This is a genomic window from Dulcicalothrix desertica PCC 7102, from assembly GCF_003991905.1.
GTDB classification, from domain to species: Bacteria; Cyanobacteriota; Cyanobacteriia; order Cyanobacteriales; family Nostocaceae; genus Dulcicalothrix; species Dulcicalothrix desertica.
Window position 1 is genome coordinate 64,240 of the sequence record NZ_RSCL01000003.1, and the last position, 26,842, is coordinate 91,081.

At 39.8% G+C, this 26,842-nt stretch carries 25 protein-coding genes and 1 pseudogene; 13 read left to right on the plus strand and 13 right to left on the minus strand.

What is annotated here, in order from left to right; genetic code table 11:
* The first annotated feature begins 113 nt into the window (after positions 1-113).
* The gene (gene gnd, locus DSM106972_RS06945) at positions 114-1,544 is read left to right on the plus strand and encodes an NADP-dependent phosphogluconate dehydrogenase (RefSeq protein WP_127080031.1); all 1,431 of its coding nucleotides are present in this window, start codon (positions 114-116) and stop codon (positions 1,542-1,544) included.
* Positions 1,545-1,594: 50 nt separating this feature from the next.
* Here the strand turns inward: gnd and DSM106972_RS06950 are convergent, their stop codons facing one another.
* The 4 genes from DSM106972_RS06950 to DSM106972_RS06965 form a co-directional block, all read right to left on the minus strand.
* The gene (locus DSM106972_RS06950; RefSeq protein ID WP_127080032.1) at positions 1,595-2,794 is read right to left on the minus strand and encodes a serine/threonine-protein kinase; all 1,200 of its coding nucleotides are present in this window, start codon (positions 2,792-2,794) and stop codon (positions 1,595-1,597) included.
* Positions 2,795-2,853: 59 nt separating this feature from the next.
* Entirely contained in the window at positions 2,854-3,276 is a 423-nt protein-coding gene (locus DSM106972_RS06955; protein ID WP_127080033.1) for a DUF6334 family protein, read from the minus strand.
* Positions 3,277-3,539: 263 nt separating this feature from the next.
* Complete coding sequence (locus DSM106972_RS06960; RefSeq protein ID WP_127080034.1) at positions 3,540-4,148, minus strand: hypothetical protein; 609 nt, start codon at positions 4,146-4,148, stop codon at positions 3,540-3,542.
* Positions 4,149-4,349: 201 nt separating this feature from the next.
* Positions 4,350-4,937 (minus strand): thylakoid membrane photosystem I accumulation factor, encoded by a 588-nt coding sequence (locus tag DSM106972_RS06965; protein WP_411675286.1) that lies wholly within the window; start codon positions 4,935-4,937, stop codon positions 4,350-4,352.
* Positions 4,938-5,240: 303 nt separating this feature from the next.
* On the opposite strand from DSM106972_RS06965, the gene DSM106972_RS06970 reads away from it, so the two are divergent.
* Positions 5,241-6,575 carry a Mur ligase family protein gene (locus tag DSM106972_RS06970; RefSeq protein ID WP_127080402.1) on the plus strand — a complete coding sequence of 445 codons (1,335 nt, stop codon included), beginning with the start codon at positions 5,241-5,243 and terminating at the stop codon, positions 6,573-6,575.
* Positions 6,576-6,680: 105 nt separating this feature from the next.
* Here DSM106972_RS06970 and DSM106972_RS06975 read toward each other — a convergent pair whose 3' ends face one another.
* On the minus strand, positions 6,681-7,082 hold the full coding sequence (locus DSM106972_RS06975; RefSeq protein WP_127080403.1) for a hypothetical protein: 402 nt from the start codon (positions 7,080-7,082) through the stop codon (positions 6,681-6,683).
* Between the two features lie 137 nt (positions 7,083-7,219).
* On the opposite strand from DSM106972_RS06975, the gene DSM106972_RS06980 reads away from it, so the two are divergent.
* The 3 genes from DSM106972_RS06980 (at position 7,220) to DSM106972_RS06990 (ending at position 9,694) form a co-directional block, all read left to right on the plus strand.
* Positions 7,220-8,041, plus strand: coding sequence for a type 1 glutamine amidotransferase (locus DSM106972_RS06980; protein WP_127080035.1), 822 nt, complete (start codon positions 7,220-7,222; stop codon positions 8,039-8,041).
* Between the two features lie 118 nt (positions 8,042-8,159).
* Positions 8,160-8,657, plus strand: coding sequence for a Spy/CpxP family protein refolding chaperone (locus DSM106972_RS06985; protein ID WP_127080036.1), 498 nt, complete (start codon positions 8,160-8,162; stop codon positions 8,655-8,657).
* Positions 8,658-9,034: 377 nt separating this feature from the next.
* Positions 9,035-9,694 (plus strand): SanA/YdcF family protein, encoded by a 660-nt coding sequence (locus DSM106972_RS06990; RefSeq protein ID WP_127080037.1) that lies wholly within the window; start codon positions 9,035-9,037, stop codon positions 9,692-9,694.
* A gap of 89 nt (positions 9,695-9,783) precedes the next feature.
* Here the strand turns inward: DSM106972_RS06990 and hetF are convergent, their stop codons facing one another.
* Entirely contained in the window at positions 9,784-12,333 is a 2,550-nt protein-coding gene (gene hetF, locus DSM106972_RS06995; RefSeq protein ID WP_127080038.1) for a cell division protein HetF, read from the minus strand.
* A gap of 1,801 nt (positions 12,334-14,134) precedes the next feature.
* Here hetF and DSM106972_RS07000 point away from each other — a divergent pair.
* Positions 14,135-14,455: a thioredoxin family protein gene (locus DSM106972_RS07000; protein WP_127080039.1), complete on the plus strand. Its 321-nt coding sequence runs from the start codon at positions 14,135-14,137 to the stop codon at positions 14,453-14,455.
* A gap of 4 nt (positions 14,456-14,459) precedes the next feature.
* Here the strand turns inward: DSM106972_RS07000 and DSM106972_RS07005 are convergent, their stop codons facing one another.
* The gene (locus tag DSM106972_RS07005; protein ID WP_019494659.1) at positions 14,460-14,684 is read right to left on the minus strand and encodes a hypothetical protein; all 225 of its coding nucleotides are present in this window, start codon (positions 14,682-14,684) and stop codon (positions 14,460-14,462) included.
* A gap of 87 nt (positions 14,685-14,771) precedes the next feature.
* On the minus strand, positions 14,772-16,634 hold the full coding sequence (locus DSM106972_RS07010; RefSeq protein ID WP_127080040.1) for a DUF5942 domain-containing protein: 1,863 nt from the start codon (positions 16,632-16,634) through the stop codon (positions 14,772-14,774).
* 118 nt (positions 16,635-16,752) lie between these two features.
* Here DSM106972_RS07010 and DSM106972_RS07015 point away from each other — a divergent pair, with 118 nt between their 5' ends.
* Positions 16,753-17,172: a hypothetical protein gene (locus DSM106972_RS07015; RefSeq protein ID WP_127080041.1), complete on the plus strand. Its 420-nt coding sequence runs from the start codon at positions 16,753-16,755 to the stop codon at positions 17,170-17,172.
* A gap of 411 nt (positions 17,173-17,583) precedes the next feature.
* Here the strand turns inward: DSM106972_RS07015 and DSM106972_RS07020 are convergent.
* Positions 17,584-18,153: pseudogene (locus tag DSM106972_RS07020) on the minus strand (sensor histidine kinase).
* A 116-nt stretch (positions 18,154-18,269) separates the two neighbouring features.
* On the opposite strand from DSM106972_RS07020, the gene thiD reads away from it, so the two are divergent.
* The 3 genes from thiD to DSM106972_RS07035 all read left to right on the plus strand — a co-directional run bounded on the left by thiD (position 18,270) and on the right by DSM106972_RS07035 (position 20,399).
* On the plus strand, positions 18,270-19,091 hold the full coding sequence (gene thiD / locus DSM106972_RS07025; protein WP_127080042.1) for a bifunctional hydroxymethylpyrimidine kinase/phosphomethylpyrimidine kinase: 822 nt from the start codon (positions 18,270-18,272) through the stop codon (positions 19,089-19,091).
* Between the two features lie 174 nt (positions 19,092-19,265).
* Positions 19,266-19,871, plus strand: a complete 606-nt coding sequence (locus tag DSM106972_RS07030) for a hypothetical protein (protein ID WP_127080043.1) — start codon at positions 19,266-19,268, stop codon at positions 19,869-19,871.
* A 189-nt stretch (positions 19,872-20,060) separates the two neighbouring features.
* Positions 20,061-20,399, plus strand: a complete 339-nt coding sequence (locus DSM106972_RS07035; RefSeq protein WP_015197276.1) for a P-II family nitrogen regulator — start codon at positions 20,061-20,063, stop codon at positions 20,397-20,399.
* 28 nt (positions 20,400-20,427) lie between these two features.
* Here the strand turns inward: DSM106972_RS07035 and rdgB are convergent, their stop codons facing one another.
* The 3 genes from rdgB to DSM106972_RS07050 all read right to left on the minus strand — a co-directional run bounded on the left by rdgB (position 20,428) and on the right by DSM106972_RS07050 (position 23,089).
* Positions 20,428-21,003, minus strand: coding sequence for an RdgB/HAM1 family non-canonical purine NTP pyrophosphatase (rdgB, locus tag DSM106972_RS07040; RefSeq protein ID WP_127080044.1), 576 nt, complete (start codon positions 21,001-21,003; stop codon positions 20,428-20,430).
* 18 nt (positions 21,004-21,021) lie between these two features.
* The gene (locus DSM106972_RS07045) at positions 21,022-21,237 is read right to left on the minus strand and encodes a YgiT-type zinc finger protein (protein WP_127080045.1); all 216 of its coding nucleotides are present in this window, start codon (positions 21,235-21,237) and stop codon (positions 21,022-21,024) included.
* A 415-nt stretch (positions 21,238-21,652) separates the two neighbouring features.
* Positions 21,653-23,089, minus strand: coding sequence for a phosphoglucomutase/phosphomannomutase family protein (locus DSM106972_RS07050; protein WP_127080046.1), 1,437 nt, complete (start codon positions 23,087-23,089; stop codon positions 21,653-21,655).
* Positions 23,090-23,317: 228 nt separating this feature from the next.
* Here DSM106972_RS07050 and DSM106972_RS55680 point away from each other — a divergent pair, with 228 nt between their 5' ends.
* From DSM106972_RS55680 to DSM106972_RS07060, 3 genes are all read left to right on the plus strand, one after another.
* Positions 23,318-23,410 (plus strand): DUF6888 family protein, encoded by a 93-nt coding sequence (locus tag DSM106972_RS55680; protein ID WP_411675287.1) that lies wholly within the window; start codon positions 23,318-23,320, stop codon positions 23,408-23,410.
* A 70-nt stretch (positions 23,411-23,480) separates the two neighbouring features.
* Positions 23,481-23,816: a hypothetical protein gene (locus tag DSM106972_RS07055; protein WP_233787724.1), complete on the plus strand. Its 336-nt coding sequence runs from the start codon at positions 23,481-23,483 to the stop codon at positions 23,814-23,816.
* Between the two features lie 2 nt (positions 23,817-23,818).
* Positions 23,819-24,277, plus strand: coding sequence for a type II toxin-antitoxin system VapC family toxin (locus tag DSM106972_RS07060; RefSeq protein WP_127080047.1), 459 nt, complete (start codon positions 23,819-23,821; stop codon positions 24,275-24,277).
* A 67-nt stretch (positions 24,278-24,344) separates the two neighbouring features.
* On the opposite strand, the gene DSM106972_RS52495 is transcribed toward DSM106972_RS07060, so the two are convergent.
* Positions 24,345-26,842, minus strand: a 2,498-nt coding sequence (locus DSM106972_RS52495; RefSeq protein ID WP_201800697.1) for a tetratricopeptide repeat protein, incomplete at its 5' end; no start/stop codon positions are given.

The following is a 26,842-nucleotide window of genomic DNA, read 5'->3' on the forward strand; positions in this document are numbered from 1 at the left end:
TTGGCAATGTATTTTTACTCTGCGCTATAACTCTTAATGTCTTCTTTAGGGGAGAAGCGAAATTCTCGGACTACCCTAAAGAATGAAAGGAACAGCAATTAGCCAATAGGATTATGACATTGCAAAGCTTTGGTGTGATTGGTCTAGCTGTTATGGGCGAGAATATCGCGCTTAACGTCGAACGTAACGGCTTCCCAATTGCGGTTTACAACCGTTCGAGAGAAAAAACTGATGCCTTCATGGCGAAGCGCGCTGGAGGTCGGAACGTCAAAGCGGCTTTTGATTTGAAGGAATTTGTCGGCGCCCTTGAACGTCCCCGTCGTATTTTGGTGATGGTACAAGCAGGCAAACCTGTTGATGCGGTTATTGAGCAACTCAAACCCTTGCTTGATGAAGGCGATATCATCATTGATGGTGGTAACTCTTGGTTTGAAGATACCGACCGACGCACCCGCGAATTAGAACCTACTGGTTTACGCTACATCGGTATGGGTGTGAGTGGTGGTGAAGAAGGCGCCCTTAATGGCCCTTCGTTAATGCCCGGAGGAACTGATAGTTCTTATCAATACTTGTCCCCTATTTTTACAAAAGTTGCGGCTCAAGTTGATGATGGCCCTTGTGTAACCTATATTGGCCCTGGTGGTTCTGGTCACTACGTCAAAATGGTTCACAACGGTATTGAATATGGTGATATGCAGCTAATTGCAGAAGCATACGACTTGCTCAAAAACGTTGCTGGTTTAAACCACACTCAGCTTCATCAAGTCTTTACAGAGTGGAATACTACCGACGAACTCAATTCATTTTTAATTGAGATAACCTCTAACATTTTCCCATACATCGACCCTGATACCAAGAAACCCCTCGTTGAGTTAATTGTTGACGCAGCAGGGCAAAAGGGAACAGGACGTTGGACTGTACAAACTGCATTGGAATTAGGTGTAGCCATTCCAACAATTGTTGCAGCAGTAAATGCCCGGATTATGTCATCTATCCGTGACGAGCGTATTGCAGCATCGAAGCAACTTACTGGTCCTTCTGGTAAATATGGCGGAGATGTAAAAGCGTTTGTTAATAAAGTCCGTGATGCGCTGTACTGCTCGAAGATTTGTTCTTACGCGCAAGGTATGGCATTATTAGGTACCGCTTCTACTACCTATAACTGGAATTTACAATTAGGCGAGTTAGCGCGAATTTGGAAAGGTGGTTGTATTATTCGTGCTGGCTTCTTAAATAAAATCAAACACGCATACGACGAAAATGCGTCTTTGGCAAACTTATTGTTAGCACCAGAATTTAAACAAACCATTCTTGATAGACAAGCTGCTTGGCGCGAAGTTATCATGACCGCTGCACAACTAGGTATCCCTGTTCCTGCGTTCAGCGCTTCGCTTGACTACTTCGATAGCTACCGTCGCGATAGATTGCCCCAAAACCTCACTCAGGCACAACGCGACTACTTCGGCGCCCACACTTATCAGCGTATTGACAAAGCTGGTACGTTCCACACCGAATGGGTACCTATTACCGAGTCTACGAAATAAATCTGTTAAATAATGTAGAGACGTTACATGTAACGTCTCTACATTTACCGTTATGGATTATTTCCCAAAAACTTGCTGCGAATTTCTTCTAGCTCTTCGTCGATTTTGCTTTTACTCGTGGGCGCCCCTGTTTGCGGTTGAGATTGAGAATTATTCTTAGGCTTACTACCGCTAAGAAACATTGTCTTTATTTCTTCTAATTCTGTATCTATTTGACTCGTACTTGTGGCTGTTGGTATTAAATGATTATTCGTTGGTGATGTATTGTTGACTACTGGTTGGGCGTTAGTATTGGTAACTACAGGTTTAATTACTGGCTGATAATTGGTGTTTGGTGCCGACTTATGTAAATCTTGTAACACTTCCGAAACTGATTGGTAACGACGTACGGGGATTGTTTCAATCATTTTATCGAGGACGCTAGCTAAGTCGTCACAGATGGATGACTTTAAATACTGGCGCCATATCCAAGTGTCGTTATGGATATCATGTAAATCAAAAGGAGATTTTCCGGTTAGTAGATGTATACAAGTCACGCCTAGACTATATATATCACTAGCAAATAAGGCTCTACCACGAATTTGTTCTGGCGCCACATATTCAGGAGAGCCAATACTTGTTCCTGTTTTGTTGACATCTTCATTTGTAGCAACTTTTGAGGCGCCGAAGTCTACCAAAAATAAATTACCAGGATTATTTTCGCTAATTACAGTCGAACGTCCAGGTAAACCACGGCGCCGGATAATATTTTCAGGTTTGATATCGCGGTGGATAACGTGACGTGCGTGGCAAAATTGCAGCACTGGCAATAAATCATCGAGGAGATAACGAATTTGTGATTGGCTGTAGGCGCCTTGACGCACTAACTCTTGTGCTAAGTTATATCCGTCTATAAATTCTTGCACCAAATATTGCCTATCTTCCTGAGTAAAATAAGCTAATAAATCAGGAATTTGTGGATGCTCACCCAACTCATCGAGACGCATTGCTTCTTGATTGAACAACTCCACAGCTTTTTGCACCGTGCTTGTTCCTTGCGCTTGGGGGTAAAATTGCTTAATTACACATTGGGGTTTAGAGGGTTTGTCTTCATCGACAGCTAAGAAAGTCCTGCCGAAACCACCCTGCCCAATTGGCTTTACTGCACGATACCTTTCTTTGAGCAGTAACTTGGCGCCACAACTCAAACAAAATTTAACGTCATTTGTATTCTCTGGTTTTGGACAACGGGGGTTCAGGCAATAACTCATGTAAAGGTAGCAATGCTATATATATCTATATTGCCTTAGATTCCATTGGTTGGTACACGCTAATGTGATACCTCAGTATGGAAATGTAGATTTGTAGCACTGACTACACGCACTGCTTCTTGTCGAAACGCTTTAATAACAGAACCTTCAGCTACAAAGGATATACTGGGATGTAAGTTTTCAAAGGCGAAAATAACTTGGTCTTGATACCCTTGGTCATTTTCGCATACCCACAAGGTCATAAGCTTTTTACCCAGAAAGTCCTTGCACCATACTGGGGTATCAACCGCAGAAAAATTAACGTTATTCTCTTGATTTATTTGAATTTCGTCAGTATCGATGATTGGCGTTAATGTAATAGCTGTATTTTTAAAGATGAATTGTATTTCATCTAAACAGAGCTTCTCACTTTTGAATTCTTTATCTTTTTTAATTGATACTGCTGTCAACTCTTGTCCAATAGGATATTCATTGATTACCATATTTTTCACGTTTTTTATTTGAATCCATTTGATTTAATTTTTAATTTAATTAATTTTTAACTGGAGTTGCAAAACCTCTTCTTTTCTTCCTTGGTGCCCTTTGTGTTCTTTGTGGTTAATCAAAATTCTTACTCTGTGTACTCTGTATCTCTGTGGTAAAAAGGAATTATATTATATATTACAATAGAATGAACAGGCAGGGATGCCTGTTCCACAAGAGTTTATACAAAAATTTCTACAAAAAATTAATATATTTTGGTTTATTAAGTAATTGGGTGTTGACCGGGGTTAACTGCGTGAATGTACTCACTACCTGATGCGGGAAAGCCTCTTTTGTAACAAGCTTCTTCGGGTTTGCCCCATCCTAATTGTAAAACTATTTCTAAAAAGTTTGATTTTTCGTAGACTAATAAACCTGCCCATTCGGTGCGTTCTTGTATACGCGCGCAGTCTTCTTTTGCAATTAACTGGTGTAGCTTGCCGTGGTTGACGCTCAAAAATAAATCCATGTCAGCTGTTGCTTGCTGCCAAAACTTCCATATTGAGATTTTTGCATTTTTAAGTATTTCTATATCTTCTGGTAATGCGACTAACTGAGCGTCAACTTCAGGATATTTAAAATTTATACCTTTTACTGTACAGGAGCGCCAAACAATTCCCGATACATTATTATCGCGTTGATATTGATGAATTGCGGCTTTAAAATCTTGATAAGCAGTAAATTTTTGCAATCCTTCTGAACGGATAAACTGGTCAAGTACAGGACTACCCGATACAGTCACATCTAACTTTAAGCGTTGTCCTTTTAAACAAGCTTGACGTTCAGAGTGCAAAATTTCGATTAATTTCTCTGTAGTGTAAACTGACATCAGGAAACCTACGAGTTATAAGTTATAAGGAGCGGAGTTATGAGGCGCGCAGGGGCGGGTTTACTTGTATCCTGGTAAATAATCGAAAATTTTGCTTAACCCGCCCGTACAAGAGTTATTTTTATTATGACTTTATTGGACAGTGATTGCAGTATTCAATAACACCAAACTTTGAGGTAGGCTTTTAAAGCCCACCTCAGAATGTTATTTAGCTAACTCACTACTGAACTCGTTGTACGAACGACGCTTTAATTCTACTGATTCGGTACGTGGTAATAAATCAAAGATTTCTCGGAATTTATCGTCGATTTCTTCAAATGGAACTTGACCAGTTTTATTCAAAACAACTTTACCATCAGTATTAAATACCACAACTTGAGGAACCTTACCAGAGTAGTAGTAACCTGCCTCGGTTGGTTCGTATTTATCTTTTTGCGGAATCAGATCGACATTTACGGGAATAATTTCAGCTGGGCGCCCATAAAATTCTTGTACTCGGTCTATAGTAATTGCATACTGTTTACAGTCCTTACTGTCATCAACGTAGAACGCCATAAATATCGGTTTGTGTTCTTTGAGTGCGGTTGGGAGGTTTTCTTTGGGTGGTACTAACGAACCGTTACCTGCGTATACAACAAAAATATTTCCATCGAATCTGTCATCATTAATACCTGCTTGGACTGGTAGAATAATCAAAAAACACAGGCAAACCGTCATTAGCAAGCATTTGGACAAGAACTGGCGCCAGTCTGTAATTATACTTTGGAGTATATTTTTTAAATCCCACTTCATAGAATGCATTAAAACAAGCCTTTCAAATTTGAGAGATAATTTTGGTAAATTTGTGCTGAGGAAAGCAGACTGGAGGAGAAAAATCATTTGTGCCTGCACCATTTTTAAGATAACGCCAAAGGAGTTAGGAATTATGAGTTAGGAATTAGGAATTATGATTTGTAACTCCTAACTCCTAACTCCTAACTCCTAACTTTGTATATAAGTTGCTGGCTTTTTTTACAAAGATTCGCTAAACTTTCGCTTATTAATTTTTCTTTTTATGCTAGCTGTTAGCATTTGCCTGAAAACAAAGGTACGGATGTGGGTAAGAATATAAATTTGATTGATAGAGTAAAACTTGGGGTGGCAGTATCAGCGGCAAAAAGTGTAACTTTTGCTGTACGCACGCTGCGTTTAGGTGCTGCTTCGGTGCTTCCTGGTTCAATAGCACGCAAAATTGAACCTCGTTTATTAGAGTTACTCAGCCAACAGGTTAAAAATGGAGTTATTCTAATTGCTGGCACTAACGGTAAAACTACTACTTCGCTATTATTACGAGAAATTCTTGAGCGTAAGGGGTTTAAGGTCGCACATAATTCTACAGGCGCCAATCTCGAAAACGGCTTGGTAACTGCTTTAATGGAAAGTACTGATGCCTTTGGTGGGTTGAATGTTGACTATGCGATTTTAGAGGTTGATGAGAATATTGTGCCAAAAGTTCTGACGCCGATTCAACCGAAAGCAATTTTGTGCTTAAATCTATTTCGCGACCAGTTAGATAGATACGGCGAAGTCGATACAATTAGTAAACGGTGGACAAAAGCTATATCGACGAATTCACCGAATACTACGGTTATTTCCAACGCTGACGACCCAACATTATCTTACCTGGGTCAACAGTTATCACAAAAAGTCGTATTTTTCGGTTTGAACGAACCAAATAAATACCTCGAAGAAATTCCTCACGCTGTAGACTCGATATATTGTCCTAACTGTGGACATTCGCTTGACTACGAAGGTGTGTATTTATCGCATTTGGGAGAATTTAGTTGTCCTCAATGTGGTTTCAAACGCAGCAAACCAGCTTTGAATAGCAGCGAGTGGTCGCAGGTGCTGGTTGGACTGTATAACAAGTACAATACTTTGGCAGCAGCGACAGTGGCAATTGAGTTAGGTATTGATGAAGCGACTGTCAGGGATACTATACCGACATTTCAACCCGCATTTGGACGTGCAGAAGAGTTGCAAATCGACGGTAAACGAGTCAGAATTTTGCTATCTAAGAACCCTGTAGGGACAAACGAAACGATTCGAGTTGTTACGGAAAGTAATGATAAGACAACGCTGTTGATACTGAATGATAGGGTACAAGATGGTGAAGATGTATCTTGGATATGGGATGTAGATACAGAAGCGCTAGTTCAACGTGGTGGAACCCTTGTTGTAAGTGGAGACAGGGTATATGATATGGCACTACGTTTAAGATATAGCGATGTTTATGACAGTAAAGTTAATTTGATTGTTGAGGAAGATTTAAAGAAAGCAATTAGTACTGCGTTAGAACATACGAAACCGGATGAAACGTTGCATATTTTGCCAACGTATACTGCAATGTTGGATGTGCGTGAAGTTTTGACGGGTAAGAAAATCAGATAACTCGTTGTAAGCACTCGTTGTAAGCACTCTTTGTAAGCACTCGTTGTAAGCACTCGTTGTAAGCACTTCAGTGCTTTCCACTGAAGACAAGCACTGAAGTGCTTATTACTGAAGTTTCACTGCTGCACACTGTAACGGCAAAACTTCTTCCAAACTTAACTCGTGGTCAGAAGTCAAATGACTGTTACAACAAATTGTGCTAAAAAATACGGGTTTGCCCACAACTTCAGAAAAATGCTTCTCCAGTAACAAACGTGAGGTGATATCACCCAATAAATCAGATAAATCTTTGGTTAACTGGTCTCTATCATCACGGTGAACCATTCTAAATTTAAATGGTTGCTCCCCAACTATCTCTCTTATATCGGAATCAAACTTATCGGGTTTCCCATCTACGTAAGCAAACGATACTTCTTCTAGAAACTTCCATGCAAGAGGGAAAATCTCACGGATATTGTCGAGGTAGTTTCCACCCTGATAAACCAAAGTCGCTGTTTTGCAGTCCATTGTATCTCGCGGTTGTAATTTGATTGGAACATCGGACACAGACACAAAGTATGGTAATACTTTCTTTGAGGTGATTAAAGCAACATTTACAATACTTCTAATTTGTTTAGCATTTTAAAAAATAAGGTCAAAATTTTATGAGTCCGCATTACGAAATAGTTATCGGTTGGCTGTATCCTAAGTTGATGAGTACCTATGGTGACAGAGGTAACGTAATTACGATTCAACGTCGCGCGCAATGGCGCCAATTCAATGTTAAAATAGTCAATCTCGATTCAGAAGCAACTCCAGAAGATATCAAGTCTGTAGATATTATCGTTGGTGGAGGCGCCCAAGACCGTCAGCAAGAACTTGTAATGCGTGACTTAATTGGCGCCAAAGCTGAGGCAATGCGTCAAAAATTAGATAATGGTACACCTGGTGTGTTTACCTGTGGTTCACCTCAACTACTTGGACATTACTACGAACCAGGCGCCGGACAACGTATCGAAGGATTAGGAATTTTAGACTTAGTATCAATACATCCAGGTGAAAACACGAAGCGCTGTATTGGTAACTTAGTTATCGAAGTTACAGCAACAAAACTTGCGCGTGACTTGGAAGAAATGACTGGCACAAAACCTTATTTAGTCGGGTTTGAAAACCACGGTGGACGCACCAAACTCGGAAAGGTCGAAGCGCTAGGTAAAGTTATCTACGGTTTGGGTAACAACGGTGAAGACGGTACCGAAGGAGCTTTTCATCAAAACGCTATTGCTACTTACTCACATGGGCCGTTATTACCGAAAAATCCTTTTGTTGCAGACTGGTTAATTCAAACAGCCTTACGTCTGAAATATCAACAACCAATTCTATTAAAACCTTTAGAAGATGAATTGGCTATGCAAGCTCGCGAAGCTATGTTCAAACGCTTAAAAGTTAACCTATCTAACGTACCCCAACCTGTAGGAGCAAGTTAACTTTTAACATACCTGGGTGCTATGACAAAAGTCATAGTATAAATCATGACGTTTAACTCATGTCGCAATAAGTAAGAAATCCTTATGATGATGTAAACAAGAAATATACTTCCCAGGTATGATGAAAATTAATAGATTAATGCCTTTGTTAGTTGGCGCCGTTGCTTTAAGTGTTGCCGCAGTTCCCTTAATGGTTAAAGCTAATGCAATTCATAATGGATATCCACTAGTAGCACAAGCTCAACCACAGAAACCTCACAAAAAAGGAGGTCTCTGGTCAAAATTGAATCTCACTGACGCGCAAAAACAACAGATGCGTCAAATTGAACAAGATACTAAAAAGCAGATAGAAGGTGTTTATAGACCAGACCAGCTTGCAAAACTCCAAGCAGCAAAATCACAGCGTCAACAAGGGCAACGTATTAATCGTCGTGACTTAATGCAGTCGTTGAATTTGGATGAAGGTCAAAAAGCTCAAATTAAGCAAATTCGACAAGCGCAAAAAGCTAAAATGGAAGGCATTTTAAATGACGACCAGAAAAAGCTACTCTCTCAACAGCGCGCGCAATGGCAACAAAAGCGTCAACAGCGACAACAGCGACAACAAAATCAATAGGGGATGGCAACAGATGATGAACGCATGTAACCGATAGTTGATTTTGAATAATTAGATTTTGTCTGTAACCAATAAATTATCCGTTACATCCGTTGTATCCGTTGCAAATTAACCCACCAAAACAATTGACACGAACCACTATTAGTACTCTATGTCATTAATTTTAGCAATATATATTTTTACCACAGAGAGACAGAGTCCACAGAGGTAAAAGCGCTCGATAGTTAAAGTTAGTTTAAAAGGTTTAGATGAATACACAGGCAAGGATGCCTGTGCCACAAGGGCATTAAAATATACTTTTGTGCTGAGGAACTACTGTTGCTTTGGGGAAATCTATAGATAATAGATATATCCTCACATACGGTAAATAGGAACATATGCGTACTTTATCGTTACTATTGCACTGGCGCCTACTTTTAGGAGTTGTAATTGTAAGCTCTATACTTTCTCCCTTTACTCTTGGTTTGTATGTCAATGCAGCTACTAACACTCGTCGGTTCACTGAAGCTGACAAAGTTCCGACACAAAAAGTTGCAGTTGTGTTTGGCGCCGGAATTCGACCGGATAATACACCAACACCAATGCTTGCTGATAGAGTAAGTGCTGCTGTTGATTTGTATAAATTAGGACGAGTACAAAAGCTATTGATGACTGGTGATAATAGCAGGGTTGATTATAACGAAGTTATGGTCATGCAAAACTACGCAATTGCACAGGGTGTACCAGTAGAAGATATTACACTTGACCATGCAGGGTTTAGCACTTACGAAAGCTGTTACCGTGCAAAAGAAGTTTTTGGTGTTAAAGAAGCTATTTTAGTAACGCAAAATTTCCATTTACCACGTGCTGTTTATACCTGTCGTCAGCTTGGTATTGAATCAACTGGTTTGGGAACTCCTGACTGGGGTAGTTATAGCAAAAAGACTGTTTCTTTCTACACTTTTAGAGAACAAGTTTCTACGTTAAAAGCACTGTGGGAAGTTCATATAACTCGCCCATCACCAACTTTTTTGGGAAGATTTGAAGGAATAAAATAAGTTATAAGTTAAGAGTTAGGAGTTAATAGTTAGGAGTTAGGAGTTAGGTATACTACTCAGCACTCAGCACTCATAACTCATAACTCTTTCTACCGTCGCGGACTGGGTGTTTTTGATAATGATTTCCAGTCTTGAGCAATTTTTGGAGTCCACAACCAATTTTGATTGAGTTTATCGGGTTGGAAGCTTACCGGGTCTTCACTAATTACTTTTTGTTGTAATTTTACTGCTTCGTAAAGATATCGCTCACGTTTTGCAGGGGGTTGTGAGCGCGCTGATTTATATAATCCTAGCGCTAGTCCAGCGTGAGCAATTAAGTCTTGGCGTTGCTGTGGTATTACCGATGCATTTGCTGCTGCCATGTTTGAGACTTTTGGCTGTTGGTCTTTTGCGGCAATACTTAAGGCTTGAAACCAAGAATCATTAGCTAAATTAATATTACCTTCTGCGTAGTAAGCAAAACCTAAAGCGTTAGCATATACTATAGAGTCTGGTTTAGCTTTAAATGCTGTATTCCAGTAACGACGAGCATCATCAATACTATATTTTTTGTCACCTGCTTGTATCGATTGCCATGCAAGGCGCCCGAATAAGAAACTGACGGATGGGTTATCGATGTTTCGCCCTTGTACTTGTTTAAGTACAGATTCTGCCTCTGCAAGTGCATTACGATTTAATAAGGCATCGACGGCTTTTAATGCTGTGTCTAAATCACCTTGATTAAGTCTCTCAGTGGCAAATGCTGTAACTTTTTCAGTTTTTTCTCTCTCTAAATTAATTTTACTGTAATCTGGCGCCGTTATTTGAGGCAGGTTAGATAACGTGTTTGGTTGACTTTGCCACCAGTTAATACCAACAGCAAATGCAATCGCACCTGCACCAACAAGTCCAATAAGTGGTATTAATTTTCTTGATTTGCGACGTGGTGTTACTACGTCTGGTTCGCTAATGCTAATTGGGTCATGAGGTGTTGCGATGTTTGTCGTCATACCCTGAGTATTACCAACGCTCATTTCGCGACCCTGGAGAGTATTTGATACTAAAGATTCTGACTCCCTTGCCGCTCTTTTGAGGCGCCATTTTTCGACTTCGCGGTCTAAAGAAGTTAAATCATCAGAGACTTCAACACCAGGGATACTATCATCATCTTCGTCGTCGTCAAGGATAGAAGTATTTATTGGAGTTTGTTCACTTGCAGTTTTTTGCTGGTCGAGTTGGCGAAATAAATCGGAAACTATCGCCGAATCATCAGCATAACTTGGGTCATCATAATCTTCGATTTCGTCAACTAAGTCACCCCAAGTTTCTTCTCCTAACCAATCAAGTTCTAAGTCATTTTGTCCCAATGACCTCGACATGACATCATCGATTGGTAATGACATTTGAGCATCATCACCGATATTACTATATAGTGCATTTGTTGCCCTTATATTTGGTGGTTCACCGTACTCAGGCAATAATTCACCTCTTTGCTGTACATATAATCCAGGGCTTAAATTACCATTAAATTCTGATTGAAGATATAAAATTGGTAAAGCCCAATACATTTGGTGCGAACCGTAAGCGGAAATTAATCCCTGACGTACACGACTTACGCACAAATCAATGGGATACCCTTGGCTGAGATTACGATAGAACAGTTGTGTTAGTGTTAGCGCTACTTCGTCTGGAATTCGTTCGGACATAGCTAAGACACTAGGAATACCTCGTTTAACTAAACTCTCAGCTAAACTTTGCTCTCCCGCTTCTTTCGTGCCTGTGCTGGCGCCATAAGCTCCCAAACACGAGTTAAACACCGCCATTTGGATGTTATTGTTAACCAGTAAACCAGCTAAATCATCACCAGTTAAAGTCTCTGTTAAACCAGTGCGTCGATTTACAAGATAAATTTCACCACCGTTTGCACCCAAGTTACTGTGACCTGAGTAATGCAAAATATGATAGCGTCCTTGTTCTAAGGCTTGCGTCAATTCTTCCCGTCCCGGTTGCTCAAGAAAGTGCAACTGTATCTCTGGGAAAAAATGACCACCTTCGGTAATATTTGGTGTTTGACGACTTAGTTCGGCTTGAAGTTTAATAGCTTCTTGCTTAAGCAAATCTAATCGCACTAAATCGGTTGGAGAGGCTAGCACCATTAATACCTTAATTCCACCCTCATCAGGTGGTATGGGCATATTCGTTGATGGTAAACGTGAGGCGCCTGCTACTCCAGTTTGATAGCGAGAAAATGAAATATAGGGTCCCGTAGCAATGGGACGGTCTCCAGCGTGCATAACCTCCCAAGGTAAGCGCGCTAAACGATTATCTTTAATTCCAATACGCAAATGCAGAACTTGTTGATGGTTCTGTGCAATGCCTTGTGCAGTAATCCAACTATCTCTGAGAGTGCCTTGAAAAAGTTCGTTATATAATTGTTGACCCAGCGCCGCTAAGTTGACCGAGTTCCGCACCATTGCATCTCCCTGCAACACGGACTTAAGCGGGTCATTCATAAGATGTCCAGCAGCAGCTAACCATTCAGCTACAGGCCAAGTCACCAGTTCTTCCGCTAATGGCACCCCAGACGCGACTTGTTCCGTTCGTACCAAGTAGTCATTTTGTCCTACCAGTGTTACGGAAATGTGAAATTCCTGGGTCACAACTTCTCCTGTTCCTCTCCTAAATCACTTGATTGAAATGGGAATATTCATTCATAAATATTTCTATAAATGTTCCCTTCCCTACTAATACCTTAGATGCATCACAAGAGCGGAATGTTTCACGCTCTTAGGTATTACCCAAGCTTTTACCAGTTTATCCGGATATCATCGACTCGGCGCCGAACATCATATTTGGTAGATGCACCTTAATCTTCAGTCCCCCAATTGATTTAATCAAATGGGGGTTTTCTCTATTTATACATAACGTTTGGGCGCCGAAAGCTCTCACTTATCCACCCCATGTAACTAATTTATCTCAAAAACAATATAGTTTCACTACAAATACTCAGTATTTTACAGAAAATAACTGCAAAATACTCTAGTAAAACATGATTAGGGATTTTCGTTTTTTAATTTATCCGGATAATGCTTGTGATTTTAAGAACAAGTATATGGTAGATGCACCCTGATAATTAACCTCCCCTAGTTGGAAGCTTTCCACTAGGGGTTTTTTGTGTCTATCAAAAAAGAAACCCGGTTTCTGACCAAAATTGTGATTTTTATTCCAGATTTTCAAAAAGAAACCGGGTTTCTAAGTTTTTCAAATTTTTCCGGAATAGGCTTGTGATTTTGAGAACAAGTATATGGTAGATGCACCCTGATAACTCACTCCCTTAGCTGTTTAATTACGGCTGAGGGTTTTTTTTATGCAATTTTATCCGGAATAAGCTTGTAGCTTTGAGAACAAGTATATGGTAGATGCACCCTGATAACCCACTCCCCTAATTGACTAAATGTCTAGTTAGGGGTTTTTTTTGGGAATTTTTTGGTGATGCAAAAATTTTCTCGCTTGAAATAAAAAATCTTCCGGAATTGGTAGATGTAAGCACGAACAAATAGATGGTAGATGCACCCTAATAATTCACTCCCTCGGACGGTAACAACCAACTGAGGGAATTTTTTTGTCCATTTCAAGTGCAACAAAAATTTTTGCCATCAATAGCAACAAAAATATCCGGAAAGCACTGGTTATCAAGAGAACAAGTAAATGGTAGATGCACCCTGATAACTCACTCCCCTAGTAGACTGCCATCCGCTAGGGGTTTTTTTATGGCTATATTTACGACCTTGAACCAAATTTTGAAGTTATACGCCAATTTGTCCTGAAGATGACCCTTAGATAACGAACAAGTAGATGGTAGATGCACCCTGATAACTCACTCCCTAGTAGATCTCCATCCGCTAGGGTTTTTTATTGTAATCATAACGAGACGAAATTGACAACTATCTTAAGTAAAGAAACCTGGTTTCTACGCAAAATACTCATTTCTATTACAAGTTATCTAAAGAAACCAGGTTTCTAAGATTTGTCCTGAAAACGACTACTATGCAGCGAACAATAAAGTGGTAGATGCACCCTAATAACTTACTCCCCTAGTAGACTGCCATCCGCTAGGGGTTTTTTCATGGCTATTCGCTGCCACATTTTCAACATCTTAATAACTCAACACCTTAATAACTCACTCCCTTGGTAGAGCGCCTGTTTATCGATGCAATTATCGAATAAATACTTAACCTTCAGAAATGTTCCGGAATTAGCCTTTCTTGCTCGTACTAACTAGTAAGGACTAATACTAGCTGCCGGAATGTGAGACAGCGGTAGATTTTTAGTAGGTTTTTATATACTAGCACTATTACAAGTTTTTGAACTATCAAAGAGCATTAAATATAAGATAAATTATTAGATATTAAGTTTAGCTACAACCTATACGTTGTTTAGTACTAATACACTACTAAAGATATGGCTTATTCTGTAATTAAGTTTTCGAGTGAAGATTGCGGTATTTGTCACAAAATGGCTTTCTATGACCAGAAAGTATCAGCAGAGCTTGGTTTAGAGTTTATTGATGTCAAGATGCAGGATACAGCGACTTACCGTAAATATCGACAAATACTTTTGAAGCAATATCCCGATAAGTCAGAGATGGGATGGCCAACTTATATTGTATGCTCGGCGCCATCTGGAGAGTTTGAAATTGTAGGCGAAGTAAAAGGGGGACATCCCAAAGGAGAGTTTCGAGAACGCTTGCAAGCAGTGTTAAATTCTGTTCCTGCTGAGTAGGTATTTAAAGAACTTCAAAAGACTTAACTTCTAGGACGGGCCCAATCATTGCGCTTGTCATGACATCTTCACGTACCTGTCCTGTAACTTTGGCTTTTTGTCCTGCTTGAAGTAACTTTTTGTCGGCACTACGAGGAATTTCGTAAGTAGTGCCTTCATCGGTAACGAATGCCCAGGCGCCCATACCGATATCGCGGCGTTGAATAGTACCAGTGACTGTAATAGACATAGTTTTAGTTAGGAGTTAGGAGTGAGGAATGAGGAGTTAGGAGTCATGAATTATGAGTTGTAATTCCTAACTCCTAACTCCTAATTCCTAACTTTGTGTTGTTTTTTCTTCGTTTGTCACAATAAAGTGAGCGAGACCGTAACAGATGACGGCATTAACGAGAAGGAAAATTCTTGATATCCAACCGGCGCCTAAACCCCATACAGCAGGGTCAGAGAATGAACTAACCCCCAAACATGTGGCGATACCTATGGAAGAACCAATAGCAAACCACTTCAATTTTGGATGTCCTAACAGCAAAGCAACTAGACCTAAAGGAATAAGTACGCTTGCGAAGATAGGATTAAATGCATCAGTTCCTTGAATAGCATTACCAAGTTCAGGAATAGAGCTACCTAGTACACGGAAGGGCCACTGTGGTAAATCAAAGATATAAAGTCCTTTGAGAGGAAATAAACCTGAGCTACCGAAAAGTAAACCTGCCGATAAACTCCAACTCCATGAGAATGGGAAGTAAACCCGTAGGAACCAAGCAAGCAGGTAAGAACCTACAACCATAAGAAGTTTTGGTATTAGTGCATATGCACCACCATCAATCCAGAAACGAGGATTGAGATAGCCATTTTCACGTAACCATCGCCAAAAGTCTTGGAAAGTGATTTGACCTTCGGTTGCTTGCTTAACTGCGGCTTCGGCGTTGAGTTGTCCGGCGCCGTAATAGTTTAAACCATCTTCATGAATAGCCCGTGCGGAACCAAGAAGTACGTTTTCAATTTCATCTGGATTTTCAACTCCTGATGCACGAACTAAAGCAGCAACACCTGCAACATGGGGAGATGCCATGCTAGTACCTTGCAAACCAAGGAACACTTCTTCTCCTTTGTTATCCATATCAACGGTTGCTTGGAGAACCTTACCAGCATCACTACCACCAGGGGCAGAAATATCAACACCTGCACCATAGTTAGAATAAGGCGCCCTTTCTCCATCGGGGCCAAGTGCAGAAACACCAATAACGTGAGGATAGCGTGCAGGATATGCGGCGCCGTTAGCGTCTTCGTTACCAGCAGCAGCGATAATAACTACACCTTTACTGTGTGCATAGTCAATTGCTTCGCGCATCAACTGGCTTTCACCACCACCACCCAAGCTCATATTAATAACGTTGGCGCCGTTATCAGCAGCAAAGCGAATAGCTTCGGCAATATCAGCAACAGTACCACCACCGTAATCACTAAGAACCTTTAAAGGCATAATACTGGCTTCATAGGCAATACCCGCAACACCCCAGCTATTATTAGTAGCTTGAGCAATAGTTCCGGCAACGTGTGTCCCATGTCCATTGTCATCGTTTGCTTTTTCACGGTCGTTAACAAAGTCGTAACCTTTGACAAACTGAGTTTCAATCAAATCACGAACTTGTGTAACACCCGTGTCAATGACAGCAACGGTAACACCACTACCCTTAGTTTGTTTCCAGGCGCCTTCAATATTAATATTGTGTAGGTGCCATTGTTTACTGTAATAAGGGTCGTTTGCACCAGTTAATAAAGGTGCAGGTTCTTTAGATTCTTCAGGTCGAGGGTCAAGATATTCAGCAAGCCTTGCGACTTGACCTTGTTTAGGAATCTTGTAAATATAGTTAGGTTCAATGAATTCGGTATCTTTCGCGAAGAGAGAGCGCAACTGCCCCAATCGCGCTTTGTCACCTTTGATAATATAAACGTTATCCTTTTCGGAAAATTTATTATCCAGCTTTGGCGTGACGTTGAACTGCTGCGAGATTTTAGCCAAATCTTGCTGCAACTTAGTAGAGGGGATATCTTCCCGGAAGTCAAGGAGGAGCGTATCAAACTCCCCTTGGGCGCCAAGTCCCTGGAAGTTAACGAAATTGAAAAGGGCCGCACATAGCCCTATCACAAACAAACAAGTTAGTATTAGCCTTCTCATATATTACTGATTACCGATGAAAGCCAGTTGCCACTACGATAACTTATACACATCGAGCTTGGCTTTATATCGGGCGATTAGTTACAAAAATTTCACTTTAACAGATAATTAAAACATTATGGAACGTGGTCTCTTGTGGTTGCCTTTACTATTTGCATTCTTTTGGCTCGCTTGGCAAGGTTCAAGGGAATTTAAAAAAGTCCAAGCTTACGAGACTTGGGCATCCCAGTTTGACAAGGCAAAATATGATATATACGCAGTACTGGGTCAAAAAGACAGCAATATTACTTGGGGTAAACCGACTCCCAAGGGTTTAATCAACCTCGAAACTTTTTCACTTAAAGATGTGGTTAATATCCAGCTATTAGTCAATGGCAACAAAGTAGATATCGAGCAACCACCCCAACGTGGTCGTTCTATTGAACTAGAGTTTAATTTTTCTGAACCCACAAAATCAGTACGAGTACCTTTTACTGAAGTACCCCTTGCAGCAAAATGGTGTCAATATCTACAAAAAGTTAAAAGTGCTGAGTGCTGAGTGCTGAGTGCTGAGTGCAAAATGTCATTCTGAGCGCAGCGAAGAATCTAGTAGTATTTATTTACCACAGAGACACAGAGGACATAGAGTAGAGACACGTAATACCCGATAATTTATGACATTAAGGTAAATATTACTACTTGTTTTTTTGTTAATTAAGTGTTATTCGCAAAAAAAGCGCTTTTTTAGAAATTAATTTGCATAATTATTGCATTTTTTATACAAATTTAATACTCAATACATGTGCTTGTTTAAATTACTCAGGTTTGTTTATTATATCCCTCAGCAAAACATTATCTGCACACGCGCGCATGAGTAGGGCGCCGTTCAATTTGTATCGTTTACATAAACTATTACTACATTATCAACTTTTTTTACTAGGGGATAAAATTACTAGGGTCATTACTAGGGTTAGGCATTTATAGGGATAATAATTATAAATTCTGCACCTTGACCCGGTGCCGAAATGCACTTTAAGCTTTCATTATGTCTTTCGGTAATTATTTGATAGCTGATTGATAATCCTATACCAGTACCTTTGCCAACAGGTTTGGTTGTATAAAAAGGGTCGAATAATCGATGTTTGACTTTTTATGGTATACCAGTACCATTATCTGCGATGGTTATAATAAGTTGATTTGATGTAGATAATTCTGTACGAATGCGGATACAGGGAGTAAAAGATTGTAAATTTATATTTTTAATTTCCTCTTCAACTGCATCAATGGCATTTGCAATCAAATTCATAAAAACTTGGTTGAGTTGTCCTGCGTAACATTCTACTAAAGGTAAGTTACCGTATTCTTTGATAACAGTAATTTTTGGACGATTTTGTTTTGCTCTGAGCCAATGTTTTAGTATCATCAGGGTGCTATCGATACCCTCGTGGAGATTGGTGTAAAAATACATCGAAATCAGAAAAAATAATTGACATATGTTTTGTAATAATATAAAAATTAACTTTTTTTTTATAATGCCCATAAGTATCGAGATAATAACATTTGGATGAGAAAAGCAGGATGCCCGCTCCACAAGAAATGTTGATTCTGTAAGAGTAAGATTAACTAATATATAGTTATGATTTGAATTTATTAATTATGGATGTAACAAAAGTATCTAGGGTGCCTGTTGCTTTGACTATTGCGGGTTCAGATAGTGGAGGTGGCGCCGGAATTCAAGCAGATTTACGGACTTTTGCGTTTCATTGTGTACATGGAACTAGTGCGGTGACTTGTATTACTGCTCAAAATACACTCGGTGTAACGCGAGTTGATGCAATGCCACCCGAAGCTGTGGTTGCCCAAATACAAGCTGTTGCTGAAGATATTGGTGTGCAAGCTGCGAAAACAGGAATGTTACTTAATAAGGAAATAATTGGCGCCGTTGCCAAGCAAGTAGAATTGTTACAAATCGAAAATTTAGTTGTAGACCCAGTTATGGTGTCGCGGGCTGGGGCACAATTAATTGATGATGAAGCTGTAAAAATACTTCGCGAAACTTTATTACCATTGGCAGTTTTGGTGACACCTAACCGTTATGAAGCTCAAATTCTAACCGGGATAGAAATTAATTCACTATTGGAGATGAAATTAGCTGCTGAATATATCCACCAACATTTAGCTGTTAAAGCAGTATTAGTCAAAGGTGGTGGAATGACAGGGCTTGAACGTGGTACAGATGTATGGTTTGATGGAGAAACTTTGGAGATAATAACGACGCAGCAAGTTGATACAAAAAATACTCATGGTACAGGTTGCACATTAGCAGCAGCAATAACAGCGAACCTTGCCCGTGGCGAAAATCTATTTACCGCAGTCCAAAAAGCTAAAGATTACGTCACTGTAGCTTTAACATATGCGCTTGATATAGGTAAAGGGACAGGGCCAGTGGGACATTTCTATCCACTGTTACAAATATAGTGTTAAAAAACCTTTGCTCATAGAGCAGTTTTCTATTATCATGCCGGCATAGCTTTAATAACTGCCTATTGGGTAGAGGCAGTTATTGTTGTATCTATCTAATCTTGATTGTGGCAATTTACACTTTGACTCAAATTCCGAAAAATATTTAAACGAACGAAAGAACGAACGAACATGCGAACTACTGTAAACTCCGTCCCTAATACTCAATACTCAAATAATCAAGGTTATCCACCATCGGTACCCTTGTCAGTGTATCGTGACTTAGCAGCAGAACTCCAAGCTGCACAGTCAGTAGTTGATACGCTTTCAGTTAAAAACCAGCATTTGAGCCAAGAAAATCAGCTTTTGCGGCAAGAAATAGCGAAAGCGGTTAATTCGGTAATGCAGTTACAGCAACTAATATCTACCCAATCTACAAACAGTTATAACCCACAAGTTTATCCAACTGACAACGAAAGAAGCGTAAATCGGCAACCATCACCACAACCGCAACAAACTCCTAAATCACAACCACGCAAACAACGTGTTGCGGCGCCAAAAAAGATTAAAATCAACAGGGCGCCAAGTCCCGAACCAACTCCTGAATATTATCCAATGTCAGAACCTGTCTACATTGAAGAACAGGAAGTTCGCTATTACCCTTACAGCAATACGCAAAAAGCCGAAACGAACGGATGGATGCTGTTAGTAGCTATATTATTAATCGTTATTACAGCATTTGGCGCCGGATATTTGATTGTGCGCCCATTGTTAGCAAATCATAACAACTCTCAATAGAAGAGTTAAGAGTAAATTTTTGTTTACCAAATATTAAACATTATTTCTGTTACAAAAAATACAAAATAGTGTTAAATTAATCATGGTTAAAATTAGAAATCTATATACTAAGGGATTAAAAGTGTCAGCTACTGATAGATGTTCTGATTAAATATATAAACGAAGCTACTACAAGCAAGGAGAAAACACATGAGAAAAGTCGAAGCAATTATCCGTCCTTTCAAACTGGATGAAGTCAAGATAGCGTTAGTAAACGCTGGTATTGTTGGTATGACAGTATCAGAAGTACGAGGTTTTGGGCGCCAGAAAGGTCAAACCGAGCGTTATCGTGGTTCTGAGTACACCGTTGAGTTTCTACAAAAGCTCAAGGTAGAAATAGTCGTAGAAGACAATCAGGTTGATATGGTGGTGGATAAAATCATTGCTGCGGCTCGTACAGGCGAAATTGGCGATGGTAAAATTTTCATATCGCCAGTCGAGCAAGTAGTACGAATACGAACTGGCGAAAAGAACACAGAAGCCGTGTAACGTAATGATGTAATTCATTACATCTCTATTACATCTCTATATGTGGCAACTGTTGGAGTAAATTTGCAAAAGCTTTGCCGCGATGACTAACAGAGCGCTTCACTTCTGGTGTCATTTCAGCAAAAGTGGAATTTTGCTCCGGAACATAAAAAACGGGGTCATAACCAAAACCCCCATTCCCACGCGGTGCATTAAGTATTTCACCGCGACAAACACCAAGAGCTTGCAGTGCAATCGTACCGTCAGGACGCGCGATTGCAGCTGCACAAACAAATTGCGCTCCCCTCTGATTATTATTTCCAAGTGTACGTAATAACCGAGCTATACGGTCAGCATCAGAACTACCATAGCGCGCAGAGTATACACCTGGGGCGCCGTTCAAAGCATCAACTTCCAAACCAGAGTCATCAGCAATTGCCCAGTTATTTGTAGCGATTGCGACTTGTGAAGCTTTTAAACAAGCATTTTCAGCAAAAGTCTCGCCAGTTTCTTCTACATCTAATTCGGGTGGTTTAAGCGTTAATTCCCAACCAGAGTCAGCGAGGTAAGCTTGCATTTCGCGTAACTTACCAGGATTACCTGTAGCAACAACTAATAAAGTCATTTGTTAAACAGTCCTTACTTAGTTTTTTACTGTTGCGAATGTAGCAGTTTTACTATCTAACGCCGTAAGAGCCTCTTGGATTAAATCAACCTCGCGCGCTTCAAATAACGTCTCACCGCACTGGTCACAAACCCATGCAGGAATTGCATTCCAGGTTAAATGGTAGCCATTTCTGTCAATGCTAAAAGGAGCGGTTCCACGTCGCATTTTTGATTTGCAGTATAAACATTCCATTCTACGAAAGTCTCCTTTTAAAATCTAATGACCATTGATTTGGGTCTGGGAGTCTCAATATCGGCAGTCGAAATCATTCGTTCGGGGCGTGACATTTGTCGAATCGTATGAGGCAGGAATAATAATCTCTTAGATGCTGCTTCTCTGACCTGCTCAAGGATATTATTAAAAGTCACCTATATTAGTCACACCTGCCTATTTATTGGTTATTTGACTGCTAGCCATTCTATAGATAATATACAAAAATTTTATTAACATACTCGTTATTTTAATTTTTACTTTGCTCTCCGAATGAAAAACAGCCACTCTGATTAGAAAGTAGCTGTTTTTTATAAAGGCGGGCAAGGATGCCCGCTCCACAAGAATTAATATTTATCTCCCTTTCTCACAGGGTAAAATAATTACTCTTAAATATTTATGATGCCCATTGTTTTGCCCATGCTAAGGTGTCATGTACCTGTTCGAGGGTTGCAGCTTCGCAGTAAAGACGTAAAACAGGTTCAGTACCGCTAAAACGAATCATCAACCAACGGTTATCAGCAAGACGATATTTATAACCATCGATAGTTTGACAACCAGTTACCGCAAGTCCGGCAATTTCCTTTAGAGGTTCTTTTTGAAGTTGTTCAAGTAACTTCGCGCGTACTTCCATACTTGCTAAAGGTAAATCAATGCGGTCGTATGCGGAGTTAAAGCCAGTTTTCTCTTGGAGATTACGATAATAATCACCTAAATCTAAACCTGACTCAACAATAGCTTCTAGAACATACAAAGCAGATAACAGTGCATCACGTTCTGGAATATGTGTACCATATCCGATACCACCAGATTCTTCACCACCAAGTAAAACAGGCGCCACGAGCATTCTATCAGCTATATATTTATAACCAACAGGAGTTTCAAAAATTGAAAGATTGTGCAGTTTTGCAACTAGTGGTATTAAATCGGAACCGCTAACAGTTTTTACTATTTCACCAGTAAAACCACGTCGCTTAGTTAAATGGTCAATTAAAATTGGAATTAGTATTTGTGAACTAAGGAAATTAACTTCGCCGTCTACAGCAGCAATGCGGTCACAGTCACCATCAAAAACCAAAGCCACAGTTAAATTATTTGGGTTTTGTTCGCGGTGTGTTTTCATTACACCAAACAATTTTGACAGATATTTGGGTAAAGGTTCCGGCGCCCCACCTTCAAAAGTTGGGTCACTATCGCTATTAATTTCTTTAACATTATCGCCCAACAGCATTGCTAAACCACCAGCAGAGGCGCCATGCATAGCATCAGCAAACAAAGTTAGTTTACTTTTATCGATTGCATCACGAAGCTTGGCTATATCAACTTTACTTTTTAAACCTTCGCAATAACTCAACCAAGGATTAAACTTTTCTATTTTGCCTGGTGTCTCAGCAGGGGGTAATGTTTCACCTAACAAAGCCTCTATTTCTTTCGTTACTTCTGGAGGTACAGACCCACCAAAAGCACTTTTAACTTTTAAACCTAAGTATTTACCCGGATTATGACTTGCTGTAATAACTAAGGCGCCTAAAGCATTTTCTTGTTTTGCAGCCCAACTAAAAGCAGGTGTCGGGGCAAAAGATTCGCTCAATAACACATCAAAACCAGCCGCAGAAACAATATTTGCGACAAAAAGCGCAAAATCTTCCGCCATAAACCGACGGTCATAACCAACAATAATTTTACGGTTCCCGACTTGCTGACCGTAAGTATCAAATAAAACTTTAGCGGCAACGGGGGCGACTAATGCGACACGCTCAAAAGTGAACTCATCGGCAATTATACCGCGCCAGCCATCCGTACCAAACTTGATTGACTTAGCTGCTACTGACATCGAGATATCCTAACTTTCCACCAGAGGATTCTAGCATTTACGTAAGTCACCCGGTAAAAAATGGCTTCGGTATAACAATTATTACATTAAGTCCATAATACTTGACACAATCATTACTAAAATTGTTTCTTAGTTATCTTGTGGAATGGGCATCCTGCCCGTTCCATATTCTTGGTATTTTTGCACTAAAAGCTTTATATTACTTATGCCATAATTGAGGAACATACCATTAATCCAACAAATGAACAAGCGCAAGCCTGTTTGCGCCTTTGCCAATGGCTGTCTAGCTACTACAGACATTTTGATCTATTTCGTTGTTAAAGAAATAAAGTTGAATCATAATGAAAAAAGTTTGTTAAGTTCAAGTGAGTAAAATTCTAAAAGTAATACTATGACAACCAGCACATCATTCGGTGAAGGCAAAGAAAGCCAAATTCTTCACAATCTACAAGTAACTCATAAACAAGAAATTGAGAGAATTACACAAACGTTGATACAAATAACAAACTTATCAGAAGAAACTGTTAAACCTTACCTGAATGCAATGTTAAATGAGCTTTTGAAGTCAAAACAGGCAGAGCTAAAGCGACCATTTAGCGAAACAGCAACTGCTGACGAATGGATAGCAGCATTTGATGAGTGGGTAAATAGTCACCGGGGGTTTAACTTTCCAATGCTTTCCGATGAAGATATTAGTAGAGAAAGTATTTACGGAGAGCGAGGTTAAGTGTGGCGTATCTTATTGATACAAATATATTGCTTCGTAGCGTTGACCCTAACCACCCAATGAATAATGATGCTACGAATGCCATAAACGAACTACGTCGTCGCGGAGAAAAGCTTCATATCGTGCCGCAAAATTTGATTGAATTTTGGGGAGTTTATACACGTCCTGCTCAGAGAAATGGTTTAGGACGCACTCCAGAAAAAGCAGAAGCAGAGATTAATCGATTAAAAGCATTGTTTACGCTGCTGCTAGATACTTCTGCTATTTACCAAGAATGGGAAAGGCTTGTTGTAACCTACTCTGTAAGAGGGGTTAATGTACATGATGCTCGTCTTGTTGCTGCCATGCTTGTTCATGGGTTAACTCATATTCTTACATTCAATGTAGAAGACTTTAACCGTTACAGTACAGAAATATCTGTTGTAGAACCTACATTTGTAACGGCGCCTCAAGATAACTAGAGAAACAAATTCTGTATCGGCGCCAGTTTGGTAAAAATGCTTCGACGTTGAAAATTTGATAGTGTTATTATTCGCCAGAATTAAATAGCAATTCGACCTCAATGGCTTTTTCCTGTAAATCAAGCGCACGGTAAATTTGCAAACTTTCAGTTAAAAACTGTGTAGCAATTGCTTCTGCATTATCTTGATTGTGCTCTCGACGCTTTAAATATATTTCGCCCAAAAGCTTAAAAGCAGATGCTTCCAGCTTACGACGGTTGTACTCTTGGAATACATAAAGCGATTCTTGAGCTAATTGTTCGGCAAATTCAAGATTTTCTAAGGCGCCGACTTCAAGATATACGCGCGCGATATCAAGCGCTTCATCTGCTTTATTTACAGTTTGCCCTAGCTCATCAAAATAAGAAAAACCAATATTATAATTCTGCTCAAATTGGGCAATTTGTTCTTGTACTGATAAATCGTTGTTAGGTAAAAGGCGTAGACGTTCCGAAATAAGTAGGCTAATGACTATATAATCGTAGGCGAGATTTTTTGTGTAGGCGCCTGCGGTATTTATTTGCATGGCTTGATGGATGTTTTGCTCTACTTGCGCCAATAATTCAAGAGCTTGTATTTTATCATTAATATTTCTTGCAAATAAACCTTGAGCGTAAGCTAGGCGCCTGCAACGTATAGCAACACTTTTATTATCACCCAATGAAAAGTGTAAATCGCAACTTTGCTGATAATAGTCAATAGCTGTGTTGTAATCCTTGAAATTTTGATAGCAATTGGCTAGCCCATATAATTGATTGGCTACATCCTGCTCTCTCCCTAATTGCTTATACAGTTGACTACTTTGTTGATAATAAGAAATAGCTTGTTCGTATTTATCCCATTCTTGATAAATGTTTCCTATAGCGGAATAAGCACGAGCTACACCTGGGTGATTATCTAAGCGTTGATTCATCTGTAAACAATTTTGCAAACAGTCAATTGCCAGCTCGTACTTGCCCCAATTACGGTAGCAGTTGGACATCCAACCCCATTGATTAGCTACAGCTTGCTTTCTATCTAGTTGCTCATACATGCCACGGCTTTGCTGATAGTAGGAAATTGCTTGTTCGTATTTACCCCATTCTTGGTAAATGCGTCCTAACTGCAAATGGGCAAAAGCGATATTTAGATCATTATCCAAGCGTTGAGTCATCTGTAAACAATTTTGCAGACACTCGATTGCCTGCTCGTACTTACCCCAATCCCGGTAACATTCGGATATCAAACCCCATAAATCAACCACATCCTGCTTTTGATTCAGTTGCTCATATATATGATGAGCTTGCTGATAGTAAGAAATTGCTTGTTCGTATTTACCCCATTCTTGGTAAATTCGCCCTAAATGATAAAAAGCATTAGTTATATTTGATTGATTATCTAAGCGTTGATTCATCTGTAAATAATTTTGGCGACTCTCAATTGCTAGCTCGTACTTACCCCAATCCCGGTAGCAGTTTGATATCCAACCTAATAAATCAGCCACATCCGTCTCTAGTCCTAGCTGTTCGTAAAGGTCACGACTTTGTTGATAATGAAAAATAGCTTGTTTGCACTTACCCCATGCTTGATAAATTCGTCCTAACTGCCAATAGGCACTAGCAACATTTGGCTGATTATCCAAGCGTTGATAAATTTGTAAATAATTTTGCCGACTTTCAATTGCTAGCTCGTATTTGCCCCAATCTTTGTAGCAGTTGGATATCAAACCCCATAAATCAGCCACATTCGTCTCTAGTCCCAGTTGTTCGTAAAGGTCACGACTTTGCTGATAGTAGGAAATTGCTTGTTCGTACTTACCCCATGCTTGATAAATCCGTCCTAACTGCCAATAGGCACTAGCAACATTTGGCTGATTATCTAAACTTTGATAAATCTGTAAATAATTTTGCCGACTCTCAATTGCCTGCTCGTACTTGCCCCAATTTAGATAGCAGTCGGATATCCAACCCAATTGATTAGCGACATTCGTCTCTAGTTCTAGTTGTTTGTAAAGGTGACGACTTTGCTGATAATGGGAAATTGCTTGTTCGTACTTGCCCCATGCTTGATAAATCCGTCCCAACCTCCAATAGGCAAAAGCGACATTTGGCTGATTGTCTAAGCTTTGATAAATCTGTAAATAATTTTGCAAACTCTCAATTGCCTGCTCGTACTTGCCCCAATTTAGATAGCAGTCGGATATCAAACCTGATAAATCAGCCACATCCGTCTCTAGTTTTAGTTGTTCGTAAAAGTCACGACTTTGATGATAGTGGGAAATTGCTTGTTCGTACTTACTCCATGCTTGATAAATAACTCCTAACTGACAATAGGCACTAGCAACATTTGGCTGATTACCTAAGCGTTGATAGGTCTGTAAATAATTTTGACGACTCTCAATTGCTTGCTCGAACTTACCCAAATTTTGGTAGCAGTCGGATATAAAACCTGATAAATCAGCCATATCCGCCTCTAATTTTAGTTGTTCGTAAAGGTCACGACTTTGCTGATAATGAGCAAGTGCTTGTTCGTACTTACCCCATGCTT

Coding starts and splice junctions, on each gene's coding strand:
- gnd (WP_127080031.1), top strand. CDS start 114: ATGACATTGCAAAGCTTTGGTGTGATTGGTCTAGCTGTTATGGGCGAG.
- DSM106972_RS06955 (WP_127080033.1), bottom strand. CDS start 3,276: ATGGTAATCAATGAATATCCTATTGGACAAGAGTTGACAGCAGTATCA.
- DSM106972_RS07005 (WP_019494659.1), bottom strand. CDS start 14,684: ATGTCTATTACAGTCACTGGTACTATTCAACGCCGCGATATCGGTATG.
- DSM106972_RS07010 (WP_127080040.1), bottom strand. CDS start 16,634: ATGAGAAGGCTAATACTAACTTGTTTGTTTGTGATAGGGCTATGTGCG.
- thiD (WP_127080042.1), top strand. CDS start 18,270: ATGGATGTAACAAAAGTATCTAGGGTGCCTGTTGCTTTGACTATTGCG.
- DSM106972_RS07015 (WP_127080041.1), top strand. CDS start 16,753: ATGGAACGTGGTCTCTTGTGGTTGCCTTTACTATTTGCATTCTTTTGG.
- rdgB (WP_127080044.1), bottom strand. CDS start 21,003: ATGACTTTATTAGTTGTTGCTACAGGTAATCCTGGTAAGTTACGCGAA.
- DSM106972_RS07000 (WP_127080039.1), top strand. CDS start 14,135: ATGGCTTATTCTGTAATTAAGTTTTCGAGTGAAGATTGCGGTATTTGT.
- DSM106972_RS06975 (WP_127080403.1), bottom strand. CDS start 7,082: ATGGACTGCAAAACAGCGACTTTGGTTTATCAGGGTGGAAACTACCTC.
- DSM106972_RS07050 (WP_127080046.1), bottom strand. CDS start 23,089: ATGTCAGTAGCAGCTAAGTCAATCAAGTTTGGTACGGATGGCTGGCGC.
- DSM106972_RS07045 (WP_127080045.1), bottom strand. CDS start 21,237: ATGGAATGTTTATACTGCAAATCAAAAATGCGACGTGGAACCGCTCCT.
- DSM106972_RS06965 (WP_411675286.1), bottom strand. CDS start 4,937: ATGAAGTGGGATTTAAAAAATATACTCCAAAGTATAATTACAGACTGG.
- DSM106972_RS07055 (WP_233787724.1), top strand. CDS start 23,481: ATGACAACCAGCACATCATTCGGTGAAGGCAAAGAAAGCCAAATTCTT.
- DSM106972_RS06950 (WP_127080032.1), bottom strand. CDS start 2,794: ATGAGTTATTGCCTGAACCCCCGTTGTCCAAAACCAGAGAATACAAAT.
- DSM106972_RS07030 (WP_127080043.1), top strand. CDS start 19,266: ATGCGAACTACTGTAAACTCCGTCCCTAATACTCAATACTCAAATAAT.
- DSM106972_RS06985 (WP_127080036.1), top strand. CDS start 8,160: ATGATGAAAATTAATAGATTAATGCCTTTGTTAGTTGGCGCCGTTGCT.
- DSM106972_RS06980 (WP_127080035.1), top strand. CDS start 7,220: ATGAGTCCGCATTACGAAATAGTTATCGGTTGGCTGTATCCTAAGTTG.
- DSM106972_RS07035 (WP_015197276.1), top strand. CDS start 20,061: ATGAGAAAAGTCGAAGCAATTATCCGTCCTTTCAAACTGGATGAAGTC.
- DSM106972_RS06990 (WP_127080037.1), top strand. CDS start 9,035: ATGCGTACTTTATCGTTACTATTGCACTGGCGCCTACTTTTAGGAGTT.